This window comes from Caulobacter sp. 05L422 (assembly GCF_056397765.1).
The window spans coordinates 62,354-76,886 of sequence record NZ_JBFTOB010000029.1 but is presented as its reverse complement, the minus strand read 5'-3'; the positions used below and the strand labels follow the sequence as shown (position 1 = coordinate 76,886).

Sequence of the window (14,533 nt, the reverse complement as noted above, 5' to 3'; positions counted from 1 at the left end):
GGCCGCCCCGGCCTCGGCGCCCGCCGCCGGCTCGACGGCCGCCGCCGCGCCCCGCGCCCACCTGTCGCTCGAGCAGCAGGGCATCCCCGCCGGCTCCTACGATCTCGTTCCGCTGGACGGCATGCGCAAGACCATCGCGCGCCGCCTGACCGACAGCTTCCGCGACGTGCCGCACTTCCCGCTGGTCATCGATCTGGAGATCGACGCCCTGCTGGCCGCGCGCGCCAAGATCAACCACCTGCTCGAAGGCCAGGGCGTGAAGGTGTCGGTCAACGACATCATCATCAAGGCCTGCGCCGTGGCGCTCAAGCGCGTGCCGGAGGCCAACGCCTCCTACACGCCCGAGGGCATCGCCATGCACCACCACGCCGATATCGCCGTGGCCGTGGCCATCGACGGCGGCCTGATCACCCCGATCGTCCGCGCCGCCGAGACCAAGGGCTTGGCCCAGATCTCGGCCGAGGTGAAGGACCTGGCCGCCCGCGCCAAGTCCAAGAAGCTGAAGCCCGAGGAATTCCAGGGCGGAACCTTCTCGGTCTCCAACCTCGGCATGTTCGGCATCAAGCAGTTCGCTTCGATCATCAACGAGCCGCAGGGCGCGATCATGAGCGTCGGGGCAGGCGAGCAGCGCCCGGTGGTCAAGGACGGCCAGCTGGCCGTGGCCACGGTGATGACCGTCACCCTGACCTGCGACCACCGCGTGGTCGACGGCGCCATCGGGGCCAAGTTCCTGGCCGCCTTCAAGCCGCTGATCGAAGAGCCGCTGACGCTGTTGGTCTAGGCGGAGGGCAGGGCGATGTCGGTCTACGACTACTCCGCCAAGACGCTGGGCGGCCAGGACGCGAGCCTGGCCGACTATCGCGGCCAGGTGCTGCTGATCGTCAACACGGCCAGCAAGTGCGGCTTCACCCCGCAGTACGAGGGGCTGGAGACGCTGTACCGTGAGTACAAGGACAAGGGCTTCACGGTCCTGGCCTTCCCCTGCAACCAGTTCGGGGCCCAGGAGCCCGGGAACGCCGAGGAGATCGCGAACTTCTGTTCGCTGACCTACGACGTGACGTTCCCGGTCCTGGCCAAGATCGACGTCAACGGCCCCTCGGCCCATCCGCTCTACGCTTACCTGAAGCACGAGCAGAAGGGCCTGCTGGGCACCGAGGCGATCAAGTGGAACTTCACCAAGTTCCTGATCGGTCGCGACGGCGAAGTCGTCGAACGTTTCGCGCCCACCACCAAGCCTGAAGACCTCAAGCTCGCCGTCGAGGCGTTGCTGTAACTCACTCCTGGACCGGCCCTGGGCCGATCGACCGACGCTGACCGGCTCCCTCCGATGGCGTCAAAGCTAGGATACGAAAGACATGTCCACGGAATTCGACGTCGTCGTCATCGGGGCCGGCCCCGGCGGTTATGTGGCCGCGATCCGCGCCAGCCAGTTGGGCCTGAAGACGGCGATCATCGAGCGCGAAAACCTGGGCGGCATCTGCCTCAACTGGGGCTGCATCCCGACCAAGGCGCTGCTGAAGTCCGGCGAGATCTACGAACAGCTGTCGCACCTGGGCGGCTACGGCCTGTCGGTCGAGAAGGCCTCGTTCGACTTCGGCAAGATCATCGAGCGCTCGCGCGGCGTGGCCAAGACCATGTCCTCGGGCATCGCTTTCCTGATGAAGAAGCACAAGATCGAGGTCGTCGAGGGCGAGGCCAAGCTCGAGAAGGGCAGCCCCTCGCCGAAGGTCGTCGTGGCCCTGAAGGCCGGCGGCAGCCGCACGATCCAGGCCAAGAGCGTGATCCTGGCCAGCGGCGCCCGGGCCCGCGAGATCGCCGCCATCGGCGCGGTCTCGGACGGCGACAAGATCTGGACCTATCGCGACGCCCTGGCCCCCAAGACCATGCCCAAGTCGCTGGTCGTCATCGGCTCGGGCGCCATCGGCATCGAGTTCGCCAGCTTCTACCGCGCCCTGGGCGCTGAAGTGACCGTCGTCGAGGCCGTCGACCGCATCATGCCGGTCGAGGACGCCGAGGTCTCCAAGGCCGCCCAGAAGGCCTTCGAGAAGCGCGGCATCACCTTCCGCATCGGCGCCAAGGTGACCAAGGTCGAGAAGACCAAGGACGGCGTCTCGGTGGCCATCGAGGTCGGCGGCAAGGCCGAGACCCTGACCGCCGCCGTCTGCATCGTCGCGGTCGGCATCGCCCCGAACACCGAGGGCCTGGACGCCATCGGCCTGAACATGGATCGCGGCCACGTCGTCACCGGCAAGCACGGCGAGACCAACGTCCCCGGCCTCTACGCCATCGGCGACGCCGCCGGCCCGCCCTGGCTGGCCCACAAGGCCAGCCACGAGGGCATCCACGCCGCCGAGCACATCGCCGGCTACAAGACCCCGGCCGTCAATTCGCCGATCCCGGGCTGCACCTACGCCAACCCGCAGGTCGCCTCGGTGGGCCTGACCGAAGCCGCGGCCAAGGCGGCGGGCATCGACGTCAAGGCCGGCCGCTTCCCGTTCCGCGTCAACGGCAAGGCGGTGGCGGCGGGCGAGATCGAAGGCTTCGTCAAGACGGTGTTCGACGGCAAGACCGGCGCCCTGATTGGCGCCCACATGATCGGCCACGAGGTCACCGAGATGATCCAGGGCTTCGTTACGGCGATCACCCTGGAAGCCACCGAGGAAGACCTGCACGGCATCGTCTACGCCCACCCGACCATGTCGGAAGCCATGCACGAAGCCGCGCTCGACGCCTACGGCCGCGTCCTGCACATCTAGGCCTGGCCTAGCGGCAAAAGAGAAGGGCGGCGCTCGATCGGAGCGCCGCCCTTTTTGTTTGGCCTCTACAAGCGTTTACGGCCGCTTGCGCACCTGGGCGTCGACGCTCCATTCGCCCGGTCCGGCGAAGGCCAGGTACAGGAAGACGAAGCAGAACAGGATCGCCGCCTCGCCGCCGTTCAGGGCCGGCCAAAAGCCTTGCGAGAAGTGAGCCAGGAAATAGGCCACGGCCATCTGGCCCGACAGGACGAAGGCCACGGGACGGGTGAACAGGCCCAGCACCAACAAGGCGCCGCCGACGATCTCCAGCCAGGCGGCGGCGAGCAGCAGGGGCGGCAGCGGATCCGGCGCGCCGGGCTGCGGAGCCGGGAAATGGAACACCTTCATCAGGCCGTGCTCCATGAAGAGCAGGGCGGCGATGATCCGCAGCAGGCTGAGGACGCGCGGCGTCCAGACGATCAGTCGTTCCATGTCGGTTTTCCCCTCTGGTGTTGTCGACAACGCGCGACGGTCAAAACTGTCGCTCCGGTACGCACACTGTACTGAAGGTCAGGCCGGGGAACCGCCGGGGACATGCGCATGTCCCCAATCCAGATCACGCGGCCTTGGCGTCCTGGTCGGCCATCCGCTGGATGGCGACATAGTCGGTCTTGCCGCTGCCCAGGACCGGCACCTGCATGACCTTGAGGATCTTGCGCGGCACCGCCAGCTCCGGCGCGCCGATGCTCTGGGCGTGGGCCACCAGCGAGGTCACGGCGGCGTCCTGGCGATCGGTGACCAGGACCAGCTTCTCACCCTTCTTCTTGTCGGGCATCGAGATCACGGCATGGCGGCCGTCGGGCCACACGGCGCTGGCCAGGTCCTCGGCGGCGGTCAGGGAGACCATCTCGCCGCCGATCTTGGCGAAGCGTTTCACCCGGCCCTTGATGGTGATCCACAGGTCGTCGGTGACGGTGACCACGTCGCCGGTGTCGTGCCAGCCGCCCTCGGGAGCGTCGACGCCGCCGTCCTCGCGCAGATAGCCCGACATGATGTTGGGGCCGCGCACCAGCAGGCGGCCGCCCTCGGCGATGCCCTCGACCGGCTCGACCTTCCATTCCTGGCCCGGCAGCAGACCGCCGACCGTGCCGCGGCGATTATCGTCGGGCTTGTTGACCGCGATGACCGGCGAGGCCTCGGTGGCGCCGTAGCCTTCCAGAACCGGCACGTCGCCGAACTTTTCCTGGATAAGGTTATGGGTCTCTTCCCGAACCTTTTCAGCGCCGCAGACGATGAACTTCAGGCCGCTGAGTTCGTCGCTTTCCGAAGCCCGGGCGTACTGGTTGACGAAGGTGTCGGTGGCCAGCAGCACCGAGGCCTTGGTGTCCTTGAGTAGCGACGGGATCTGCTTGGTGTGCAGCGGCGAGGGATACTGGAACGCCTTCATGCCGGTCAGCAGCGGCAGGATCACCCCGCCTGTCAGGCCAAAGCAGTGGAACACTGGCAGCGGGTTGAAGAACACCCAGGCCGGGTCCAGTTCGATGTGGGCGGCGATCTGCATCGCGTTGGAGACCAGATTGGCCTGGCTCAGCACCACGCCGCGCGGCGCGCCGAAGCTGCCCGAGGTGAACAGCACCACGCCCGGGTCCGAAGGCTTGGCCGAAGCGCGGAACTGGCGCGGGAAGATGCCGGCGGCGGCGGCGAACAGCTTGTCGGCGATGCCGATCGTGCCGCGCACATCCTCCAGATAGGTGACCGTCGCCTTCTCCTCGAGCGCGTCGACGATGTCGTGCAGCTTGCCCAGTTCGACGAACTTGTGCGCGGTCAGCACGCGCTTGACCCCGGCCAGTTCGCAGGCGGCGCGCAGGTTGCGCAGGCCGGCCGTGAAGTTGAGCATGGTCGGCACGCGGCCGAAGGCGTGCAGGGCGAAGAAGGTCACCACGGCGCCCGAGCCGGACGGCAACAGCACGCCGACATGCTCGCCGGGCTTGGTCATGGCCGCGATCTTGCGGCCGAGCGCGAAGCTCGCCCGCACCAGGTCGGTATAGCTGAGCGGATTGCGATCCTGGTCCTCGAGGATCAGCTTCTTGGCGCCGTACTTGTCACGGGCGTCGAGCAGGGCGTCGAAGATGGCCTTCTGGCCGTCCTGCGCATTGAAAACTACCGGCATGCCGGCGAAACCTCCCGGAAGCGCGATGTCGCGCCCTCGTCTAATTGAAGCGGGACCCTAACGACGGCGTGTCGCTTTGCAAACACCCGTTACGCGCACGGAAACGCACCGGTCCTTCTAAAATGCGCTCGGGCCCTTGTCGTTCAAGGGTTGGCGGGCGGAGAAGTCCGGCGGGCGCGCAGGGTCTGGTCGATGGCGTCCAGCCACGGGCTGCGCACCGAATCTGTCTCCAGATGCAGGGCGTGGCGCGCCGTGGGGTAGCGGGTCTCGACGCAGCGGGGCAGGGCGGCGCAGACGGCGCTCTGGGGGCGCGGCAAGGCTTTGACGTCCTGGCCGGCGTCCAGCATCACGACGGGGGCTCGCACCCGCTTCAGGTCGCGGCCGGTCGCGTCCACGGCGTCGTAGAAGGCCGCGTACCAGGCCAGACTGGGCGCGCCCATCCTCAGGTCGGGATTGGCCAATTGCCAGGCCTGCTGCACGGCCCCGCGCGTCCGGTCCTGGGTGAGCCTGACGCCGAAGCCGTCCGGTCCGTCACGTTTCCACCCGGCCTGTCCTGGGTAGCGCAAGAAGCCCAGCTTCAGGCCTCGGGCCCAGCGGGCGATGCGGATCAACTCGCCCTTGGCGCGCGGCGGATCGGCGAGATCGAAATTGGGCGAGGAGAGGATGACGGTGTCGGCCTGCAGCCCTTCCTCCAGGGCCCGCAGCGCGACCAGGCCGCCATCGCCGGCCCCCAGGATCACGAAGGGATCGTAGCCCTTCGGCCGGATCACCGCCTTGACCATGGCCTTGGTCGCCGTGACGTCGGGGGCGAAGCTGGTCGCGTGGCCCAGGTCGCGCCAAGGCGTGGCCCGTTCGGACCCGCCCTGGCCCTGCCGCTCCAAAATCCAGACGACGTACCCCTTGTCGTTGAGATCACGGGCGGTCTCGTACCAAACCTCGGCGGATTCGCCATAAGCCGGCAGGATCAGGATCTGACCCCGAGGCGCGCCCTGGGGGGCGGAGACGCCGTAGCGCTGCACCAGGTCGTCGCCGACCTTCACATAGCCCCAGGCCCAGCCCGCCGGCGGCTGGAAGCGCACGTCGAGGGAAGGGGGCGTCCGGCTCTCGGCGAAAGGCGCGCGGGCGCCCTCGTCGCCACAGGAGACGAGCGGCAAGGCCAACAGGCAAGCCCAGGCTGCAACAGGGAGACGGCGACGCATTCCAGGCACTCATTTCGCGCCTTTGCGTCACATGCAAGAACACAAGCTTGATCTGGAGGCCAGGAAGGCCGATCTAGGCCTTTATGGTCACCCTGATCGACACGCTGAACCCCCGCGCTCCCGAGGCCTCCCTTTCTGGAGAGAGGGCTGTTCGCCACCCCGAAAAGCAGAATCGTCCCGACACGGCGGTGCTGCGCAAGCCAGACTGGCTGCGCGTCCGCGCGCCCGGCTCGGGTCAGTACAACGAGACCAAGAGCATCGTGCGCGAGCACAAGCTGACCACGGTCTGCGAGGAAGCGGCCTGCCCGAACATCGGCGAATGCTGGAGCCAGAAGCACGCGACCATGATGATCATGGGCGAGATCTGCACCCGCGCCTGCGCCTTCTGCAATGTCGCCACCGGCTTGCCCAACGCCCTGGACGCCGACGAGCCGCGCCGCGTGGCCGAGGCCGTCGCCAAGATGGGCCTCAAGCACGTGGTCATCACCTCGGTCGACCGCGATGACCTGATCGACGGCGGCGCCCGCCACTTCGCCGAGGTCGTGACCTCGATCCGCGCCGCCGCGCCGGGCACGACCATCGAGATCCTGACGCCCGACTTCCTGCGCAAGGACCGGGCCGAGAACGTGGTCATCGACGCCCGTCCGGACGTCTTCAACCACAACCTGGAAACCGTGCCGCGGCTCTATCTGAAGATCCGCCCCGGCGCCCGCTACTATCACTCCCTGCGCCTGCTGGAGCGGGTCAAGGAGCGCGATCCCTCCCAGTTCACCAAGTCCGGCCTGATGGTCGGCCTGGGCGAGACCAAGGAGGAGGTCATGCAGGTGATGGACGACATGCGTTCGGCCGGCGTCGACTTCATCACCATCGGCCAGTACCTGCAGCCGACCCGCAAGCACGCCGCCATCGACCGCTTCGTGACGCCGGACGAGTTCAAGGCCTATGAGGCCATCGCCCGGGCCAAGGGCTTCCTGATGGTCTCGGCCAGCCCGCTGACCCGCTCGTCGCACCACGCCGGCGAGGACTTCGCCAAGCTGCAGGCCGCGCGCCGGGCGCTGGACGCGAAAGCGGGCTAAGGCGCTTGCACCGTCACGTCGTCACCCGGGTGCTGCCCTATGCGCCCGAGCAGCTGTTCACGCTGGTCGGGGACGTTGAGGCCTATCCGCAGTTCGTGCCGTGGATCACGGCCATGCGCACCTGGAACGGCCGCGCCGACGCCCAGGTCTCGACCGTGGACGCCGAGGCCCAGGTCGGGTTCTCGTTCCTGCGCGAGAAGTTCGCCACCCGGGTTCGGCGCGACGCGTCGGCCCTGACGGTGGATGTCAGCCTGCTGTACGGCCCGTTCAAGCGGCTCTCGAACCAGTGGCGCTTCGTGCCCCATGAGGCTGGAACCACTGTGGAATTCGTCATCGACTTCGCGTTCAAGTCGAAGATCCTCGACGCCATGCTGGCCGCCAATCTGGACCGGGCGGCCAACACGCTGATCGGCTGTTTCGAGGACCGCGCCCGGGCGATCTACGGGCCTAAGGCGTAAGTCGGGGACATGCCCTCGCGGCGTGTCCCCATTCGAGCGCGGTGTTTGCCGATGGGGACACGCCGCGAGGGCATGTCCCCATCACCGTCCTTTAAATGCCGCCGGGCGCTTCTGGAGAAAGGCGCTGACGCCCTCGATGAAGTCCTCGGTCTTGCCGGCGGCCTTCTGGGCGTGACGTTCGGCGTGAAGTTGTCCAACCCAATCGGCGTCGAGACTGTTCCAGACAAGCTTGCGGATCGCCGACAGGGCGGCGGGGCCGGCGGCCAGTTCCCTGGCGATGGTGGTGGCCGTGGCCATCAGTTCGGCGTCGGGCACGCAGCGATTGATCAGGCCCCACGACAGCGCCGTGGCGGCCGGGATCTTGTCGCCCAGCAGCATCATCTCCATGGCCCGCGCCTTGCCGACCAGACGGGGCAGCAGGTAGGTCGAGCCGCCGTCGGGCACCAGGCCGATGCGGCGGAAGGCCTGCAGGAAATAGGCGCTCTCGGCGGCCACGACGATGTCGCCCAGCAGGGCGATCGAGCAGCCGACGCCGGCGGCCGGTCCATTGATCGCGGTGACGATCGGCAGGGGGAAGTCGCGCAGCAGGCTGACCAGCGGGTTGTAGGTGCTTTCCAGGGCCGAGCCGGCGTCCGGCTTGCCGTCGACATCGGCCTCTCGCCCGGCCGCGCCGCCGCCCGACAGATTGGCCCCCGAACAGAAGCCGCGGCCTTCGCCCGTCAGGATCACGGCGCGCGCCTCGACCTTGCCGCCCTCGATCTTATTGGCAGCCACGGAGCCGAAGGCGTGGGCCAGTTCGCGGGCCATTTCCAGGCTAGCGGCGTTGAGGGTGGCTGGGTCGGCGAGGGTGATGACGGCCAGACCGTCGGCGGCCTCGAGCCGGATCTTCTCGTAGGTCATGACGTCCTCCCAAGGCGTTGTCGCTGCACCCTGAGTCTAGGCGCGACTAACCTTGGGGAAGACCAGAAAAATCTGAGACGCCCCGTTTTGGGCTCTCAAAGTCAGGCCGCGTTGGCCGAGTCCGGCTTGCTCTCGGCGGCGGTGACGCGGTTGCGGCCGCCGCGCTTGGAGGTGTAGAGCGCCGCGTCGGCCCGTTCCATGACGGAGTGGCCGGTTTCGCCCGGACGACGCTCGGCGAAGCCCGACGAGATGGTGATCGCGCCCAGGTCTTCGTTGGTCGAGCGGCGCTTGAGCATGCGCGACGACACTTCGACGCGGATTTCTTCGAGGGTGCCGGCGACGATGGCGGCCGACTCCCGCGGGAAGATCATCGCGAACTCCTCGCCGCCGTAGCGGGCGGCGAAGCGGGGTGGGGCGGCGACGCGGCCGATGACGCTGGCGACGTAGCGGATGACCTGGTCGCCCGTCTGGTGGCCCCAGGTGTCGTTGAAGCCCTTGAAGTGGTCGATGTCGAGCACGGCCAGGCAGATGGTGGTGCCGGCTTCGTCGGCCTCGCTGCAGGCGCGGTCGAGCTCTTCGTCGAAGGCCTTGCGGTTGGCCAGGTTGGTCAGGCCGTCGGTGGTGGCGTCGCGGCGGACCTGTTCCAGGTGCTCGCGCAGACGATCGACCTCGGCGGTGGATTCCGCCAGGCGGGTCTCCAGCGACTTGTTTTCCTTTTGGACGCGGCGCGTGGCGTCGGCCAGTCCGGTGACGACGGCCTTCAGCTTGCCGACGTCCTGCGAGGCGTCGAGGTCCTTGACCGCGCCATTCAGGGTCTTGCCGTAGGCGGCGTTGCTCTTCTGGGCGTCCTGGATGGCCTTGGAGACCGACTCCAGTTCCTTGCTCAGCAGGTCGCCGGCGTCGCGGATCTGTTCGTTCAGCTTGGCCTTGGGCAGGTAGGTCGCGGCCAGTTCTTCGCTGAGCAGCTCGGTCAGCGGCTCGCCCAGCGAGATCAGGCGGGTGAGTTCACGGGCCAGGGCGCCGTCGGGATCGGCGACGAAGTGGGTCCACAGCTCGAAGTTCAGCGCGGTCGGCCACACCTGATGGCGTTCCATCAGGCTCAGGGCGCGGCCGGCGATCTTGTAGGCCTCAGGGCCGCGCAGCGTGGTCTCGACGTCCGACATCTTAAGTCCCCCAACAGCGTCGCATCGCCCCGGATGCTCGCTTGGAGCTTCAATCTAGGCCGAAGAGTTCAAACGAGCCGTTAAGAACGAACGACGTTCACTTGCGTGTTCCCTCCACCGCAAGCATTGTGAACAGCGATAAGATGAGCCTGTAGGCCGCTGGGAGGAACTTGACCGTGAATGCCCCCGCCAATCTCAACCTGGAATCCTCCCCGGAATCCTCCAAGGCTTCGCTCCTGCGAATCCTGGAAGCGCAGAAGGCCGCGCACCTGCGACAAGGCGCCCCGACGGCCGAACGTCGCATCGATTGGCTGGATCGCTGCATCGGCCTGCTGGTCGACCACCAGGCCGAGATCGCCGACGCCCTGAACGCCGATTTCGGCGCGCGTTCGAAGGACGCCACGGGCCTGACCGACATCGCCGGTTCGATCGGACCGCTGAAATACGCCAAGGAAAACCTCGCCAAGTGGATGCGCCCGGAGAAGCGCAAGACCACGCCGGCGATCCTGGGGCTGTTCGGGGCCAAGGCCGAGGTCCAGTACCAACCCAAGGGCGTGGTCGGGGTGATCAGTCCCTGGAATTTCCCGGTCAACCTGACCTTCGCGCCGCTGGCCGGGGTGCTGGCGGCCGGCAATCGGGCGATGATCAAGCCCTCCGAATTCACGCCGCTCACCTCCGAGCTGATGAAGACGATGTTCGCCAAGGTGTTCTCCGAGGAGGAGATCGCGGTGATCACCGGCGGGCCCGAGGTCGGCCAGGCCTTCACCAGCCTGCCGTTCGACCACCTGGTCTTCACCGGCGCGACGTCGGTGGCGCGGCACGTGATGCGGGCGGCGGCCGAGAACCTGGTTCCGGTGACCCTGGAGTTGGGCGGCAAGAGTCCAGTGATCCTGTCGCGCGGCGCCGACATGGCCACGGCCGCGGCGCGGATCATGAACGGCAAGACGCTCAACGCCGGCCAGATCTGCCTGGCGCCCGACTATGTGCTGGCCCCGGCCGACCAGATCGACAGTTTCGTGGCCGAGGCCAAGGCCGCCGTGGCGCGGACGTTCCCGACGCTCAAGGACAATCCCGACTACACCGCCGTCGTCGCCCAGCGTCACTACGACCGGATCAAGGGCCATGTGGACGACGCCCGGGCCAAGGGCGCGACCATCGTCGAGATCAATCCGGCCGGCGAGGATCTCAGCCAGCAGGAGCATCGCAAGATCGCCCCGACCCTGATCCTCAACCCCACCGACGACATGACAGTGATGCAGGATGAGATCTTCGGGCCCGTGCTGCCGGTCAAGACCTACGGCAAGGTCGAAGAGGCGGTGGACTACATCAACGGCCGCGACCGGCCTTTGGGGCTCTATTGGTTCGGGACCGACACGGCCGAGCGCGACATGGTGCTGGACCGCACGACCAGCGGCGGGGTGACGGTCAACGACGTGATCTTCCACGTCGCCCAGGAGGACCTGCCGTTCGGCGGCGTCGGGCCGGCCGGCATGGGCAGCTACCACGGTCGCGACGGCTTCCTGGAGTTCAGCCACAAGAAGGCGGTGTTCCAGCAGTTGAAAAAGGACATCGCGCCGATGCTGGCCTTGCGTCCGCCCTACGGGGCGGCGATCCGCAAGTATCTGACGGGGCAGATCAAACGCTGAGCGGCTGATTGCCTCGCGGCGATTCCCGTGCTCGAAAGCCGGATGCGCCAGGCCACGCCGCTCCGGATCATTGACGAGGCTGACGTCCTGCCCGCCGTGGACGCCGAGGCGTTCGCGGCGGCGACGGCCGCGTCGGGGCCTCCCGCACGGTTCGAGTTGCCGGAACGCGACGGGGTGATCACCGCGGCGGTCGAACTCCGCGGCCCGGCGTTGGACGCCTGGCCCTTCGACCCCAACCGGCCGCCCGCCGCTCGGCCGGTCAGCCTGTGCCTGACCCGGAACGTGGTCCACCTGCCGGGTTTCGGCGCGATCCTTTCCGAGGAGGGGACCGTGCTGAGGGCTTCGGCCCGTGAAGCCATGGAGCGCTGGCCTGATCTGTCGGGTCTGCCTGGGGGTGAGTTCCGGGACGGTGTCACCCATCTGGCCATTCCCGACACGGCGCCCGTGCTGGAGCGGGCGGCGGTGTTCCTGGCCTGGGGCGGGACCTTCAACTACGGGCATTTCGTGCTCGATTGCCTGCCGTCCCTGGTGGCGCTCGACGAGCAGGGCCTGCTGGAGCGTTTTCCACCGATCGCGCCGGGCCTGAAGGCCTGGCAGCGCGACCTGATCGCCATGGTGACCAGCACGCCGGTGCGTGAGGTGAAAGACACCGTGGTGCGGATCGGCGCGGCGGTCCACGCCACCAGCATGGATCACTACTTGCACGGCCCGGGCGACCTGCTGGCCCGGACCCGGGCGCGGATCCTGGCGGCGACGCCGCCGCCCCGAACTCGCGGCCGCCGCCTCTACTTCTCGCGGCGCGGCCATTCGATGCGGGTGATGATCAACGAAGCGGCGCTGGAGCGGGCGCTGCGGGCGAGGGGCTTCGAGATCGTCAAGCCCGAGCGGCTGAGCGCGGCTTCGCAGATCCAGATGATGCAGGAAGCGGACGTCGTGGTCGGCCCGACCGGCGCGGCCATGACCAACGCCTTGTTCGCGCCGGCCGGCACGCGGATCGTCGAGATCCAGCCGGAGAACTTCATGAGCCAGTGGGTTTGGGCCGCCAGCCGCCAGGCGGGCGCGGCGTGGCGCGGCTATGTCTGCGCCTCGCCCGTTTCGCCCGGACGCGTGAGCTGGCGCCACCGTATTCGCCGAGGCTTCCGCTTCGGCTACGAACTGCCGCTGGACGACTTCCTGACCTTCGTCGACGCCGCGCTCTAGCGATCAGGTCGGCGGAAACGAGAACGCCGCGCCCTGGGGCGCGGCGTTTCGGTGTTTCTAGTCTTCGCTGTCGCTGGCCGGAGCCAGGCGCGGCGGGGCGCGCATAAGGAAGGCCGGGGTCTCGTTGCCGAAACCCACCACGCGGCGATCATCGTCGTCTTCGCGGCCGCGGATCGGCTGGACGCCGCGCACCGGCAGCGGAGCATTGGCGCGCGAGGGCCGTTCGGCTTCGACGCGCTCGGGGGCGCGTTCGGGACGGGAGGAGCGCTCGGCTTCGGCGCGGGGCTGTTCGCTCCGCTCGGGACGACGGTCGCGATCACGGCCGCGCTCGCGACGGGCCGGACGCTCGCCTTCGGTGCGTTCAGGGGCGCGTTCCGGACGCGGGGCGCGCTCGGCGATCGGGGCGGCCTCGACGGCGGGTTGCTCGGCGACGGCGTCCTGCTCGACGCGCGGCTGGCGGCCGCGATCGCGCGAGGAGCCGCCACGGTCGCGGCGACCGCGCTCGGCGGCCGGGGCCGCTTCGGCGGCGGCCGGGACTTCAGCTTCGACAGCCGCGACGGCGGCCTTCTCGCCGCGCGGCTTGCGCGAACGGGCAGGGCGCTTTTCCACCAGGGCTTCGCCCGGAGCCGACGGGATCGGCTCGCCGGCGATGGCGGCTTCGAGGTTGGCGGCGGCGACGGCCGACGGCTCGGTCGGGGCGCGGTTGCGATCACGATCGCGATCGCGGCCGCGTTCGCCGCCACGGGGCGAGCGGTCGCGGTCACGGCCGCCGCCACGCTTGCTGTCGCCTTCGCGACGCACGGTCACGGCGTTGGAGTAATCGAGGTCCAGCTTCTCTTCGTCCGGGGTCGAGCCGATCAGCTTGACCACCTTGTCGAAGCCCTTGTCGTCGGCAGGGGTCACCAGCATGTAGGTGATGCCCGAACGCCCGGCCCGGCCGGTGCGGCCGATGCGGTGGACGTAGTCGTCGGCGTGGTGCGGGACGTCGTAGTTGAACACGTGACTGACGGCCGGGATGTCCAGGCCGCGCGCGGCGACGTCCGAGGCCACCAGGATCTTCAGCGAACCGTCGCGGAAGGCCGCCAGGGTCTTCATGCGCTGGCTCTGGTCCAGGTCGCCGTGGATGGCGGCGGCGTCGAAGCCGTGGCTCTTCAGCGACTTGGCGACGACATCGACTTCGGTCTTGCGGTTGCAGAACACGATGCCGGTCTCGATCTTGGCCTTCTCGATCAGGGCCCGCAGCGCCAGGCGCTTGGCCTTGGGATCGGACGACGGCACCTTGACCATCAGCTGGGTGATGTTCTCGTTGGTCGTCGCCGGCCGCGCCGCCTCGATCCGCACGGGATCCTTGAGGAACTGCTTGGTCAGGCGGGTGATTTCCGGCGGCATGGTCGCCGAGAAGAACAGGGTCTGCTTCTTGGGCGGCGTCATCTTGAAGATGCGCTCGATGTCCGGGATGAAGCCCATGTCCAGCATACGGTCGGCTTCGTCGACGACCAGGAACTGCACGCCGGTCATCAGCAGCTTGCCGCGCTCGAAGTGATCCAGCAAGCGGCCGGGCGTGGCGATCAGCACGTCGACGCCGCGATCAAGCTTCTTTTCCTGGTCGCCGAACGACACGCCGCCGATCAGCAGCGCCCAGGAGAGCTTGGTGCCCTTGGCGTACTTCTCGAAGCTGGAGGCGACCTGGTCGGCCAGTTCGCGGGTCGGGGCGATGACCAGGGCGCGCGGCATGCGGGCCTTGGCGCGGCCCGTCATCAGCTTGTCGATCAGGGGAAGGGTGAAGGCGGCGGTCTTGCCGGTGCCCGTCTGGGCGATGCCCAGGACGTCCTGGCCGGCCAGGGCCACCGGGATGGCGGCGGCCTGGATGGGGGTGGCCGTGGTATAGCCGGTGTCGGCGACCGCCTGGAGGGTCGTGGGCGAAAGCCCGAGTTCGGAAAATTCTGTCATGTCATTCTGGCTGAAATTCAGAGCCACCCGTATTTG

General features: G+C 68.1%; 12 protein-coding genes and 1 pseudogene. 7 read left to right on the top strand and 6 right to left on the bottom strand.

Features of this window, described 5'->3' with window-relative positions; all coding sequences use genetic code 11:
* From AC1DMQ_RS23335 to lpdA, 3 genes are all read left to right on the top strand, one after another.
* A partial coding sequence (locus AC1DMQ_RS23335) for a 2-oxo acid dehydrogenase subunit E2 (RefSeq protein ID WP_477035923.1) occupies positions 1-781 on the top strand: 781 nt, incomplete at its 5' end.
* Positions 782-796: 15 nt separating this feature from the next.
* Positions 797-1,273 (top strand): glutathione peroxidase, encoded by a 477-nt coding sequence (locus tag AC1DMQ_RS23330; protein WP_477035922.1) that lies wholly within the window; start codon positions 797-799, stop codon positions 1,271-1,273.
* A gap of 82 nt (positions 1,274-1,355) precedes the next feature.
* Entirely contained in the window at positions 1,356-2,756 is a 1,401-nt protein-coding gene (gene lpdA, locus AC1DMQ_RS23325; RefSeq protein ID WP_477035921.1) for a dihydrolipoyl dehydrogenase, read from the top strand.
* Positions 2,757-2,831: 75 nt separating this feature from the next.
* Here lpdA and AC1DMQ_RS23320 read toward each other — a convergent pair whose 3' ends face one another.
* The 3 genes from AC1DMQ_RS23320 to AC1DMQ_RS23310 form a co-directional block, all read right to left on the bottom strand.
* On the bottom strand, positions 2,832-3,227 hold the full coding sequence (locus AC1DMQ_RS23320) for a DoxX family protein (protein ID WP_477035920.1): 396 nt from the start codon (positions 3,225-3,227) through the stop codon (positions 2,832-2,834).
* 124 nt (positions 3,228-3,351) lie between these two features.
* Positions 3,352-4,905 (bottom strand): AMP-binding protein, encoded by a 1,554-nt coding sequence (locus tag AC1DMQ_RS23315; RefSeq protein WP_477035919.1) that lies wholly within the window; start codon positions 4,903-4,905, stop codon positions 3,352-3,354.
* A 143-nt stretch (positions 4,906-5,048) separates the two neighbouring features.
* Positions 5,049-6,065 (bottom strand): alpha/beta fold hydrolase, encoded by a 1,017-nt coding sequence (locus AC1DMQ_RS23310; RefSeq protein ID WP_477035918.1) that lies wholly within the window; start codon positions 6,063-6,065, stop codon positions 5,049-5,051.
* A 122-nt stretch (positions 6,066-6,187) separates the two neighbouring features.
* Here AC1DMQ_RS23310 and lipA point away from each other — a divergent pair, with 122 nt between their 5' ends.
* Positions 6,188-7,180 carry a lipoyl synthase gene (gene lipA / locus AC1DMQ_RS23305; protein WP_477035917.1) on the top strand — a complete coding sequence of 331 codons (993 nt, stop codon included), beginning with the start codon at positions 6,188-6,190 and terminating at the stop codon, positions 7,178-7,180.
* A 5-nt stretch (positions 7,181-7,185) separates the two neighbouring features.
* Positions 7,186-7,638 carry a type II toxin-antitoxin system RatA family toxin gene (locus AC1DMQ_RS23300; protein ID WP_477035916.1) on the top strand — a complete coding sequence of 151 codons (453 nt, stop codon included), beginning with the start codon at positions 7,186-7,188 and terminating at the stop codon, positions 7,636-7,638.
* A gap of 81 nt (positions 7,639-7,719) precedes the next feature.
* Here the strand turns inward: AC1DMQ_RS23300 and AC1DMQ_RS23295 are convergent, their stop codons facing one another.
* Both AC1DMQ_RS23295 and AC1DMQ_RS23290 read right to left on the bottom strand, forming a co-directional pair.
* Positions 7,720-8,538, bottom strand: coding sequence for an enoyl-CoA hydratase/isomerase (locus tag AC1DMQ_RS23295; protein ID WP_477035915.1), 819 nt, complete (start codon positions 8,536-8,538; stop codon positions 7,720-7,722).
* Positions 8,539-8,639: 101 nt separating this feature from the next.
* Positions 8,640-9,701, bottom strand: a complete 1,062-nt coding sequence (locus AC1DMQ_RS23290) for a GGDEF domain-containing protein (protein WP_477035914.1) — start codon at positions 9,699-9,701, stop codon at positions 8,640-8,642.
* Positions 9,702-9,877: 176 nt separating this feature from the next.
* On the opposite strand from AC1DMQ_RS23290, the gene AC1DMQ_RS23285 reads away from it, so the two are divergent.
* Positions 9,878-11,347, top strand: a complete 1,470-nt coding sequence (locus AC1DMQ_RS23285; protein ID WP_477035913.1) for a coniferyl aldehyde dehydrogenase — start codon at positions 9,878-9,880, stop codon at positions 11,345-11,347.
* A 27-nt stretch (positions 11,348-11,374) separates the two neighbouring features.
* The gene (locus AC1DMQ_RS23280) at positions 11,375-12,547 is read left to right on the top strand and encodes a glycosyltransferase family 61 protein (protein ID WP_477035912.1); all 1,173 of its coding nucleotides are present in this window, start codon (positions 11,375-11,377) and stop codon (positions 12,545-12,547) included.
* Positions 12,548-12,946: 399 nt separating this feature from the next.
* Here the strand turns inward: AC1DMQ_RS23280 and AC1DMQ_RS23275 are convergent.
* Positions 12,947-14,497: pseudogene (locus AC1DMQ_RS23275) on the bottom strand (DEAD/DEAH box helicase); the annotation flags it as partial.
* Positions 14,498-14,533 lie beyond the last annotated feature (36 nt).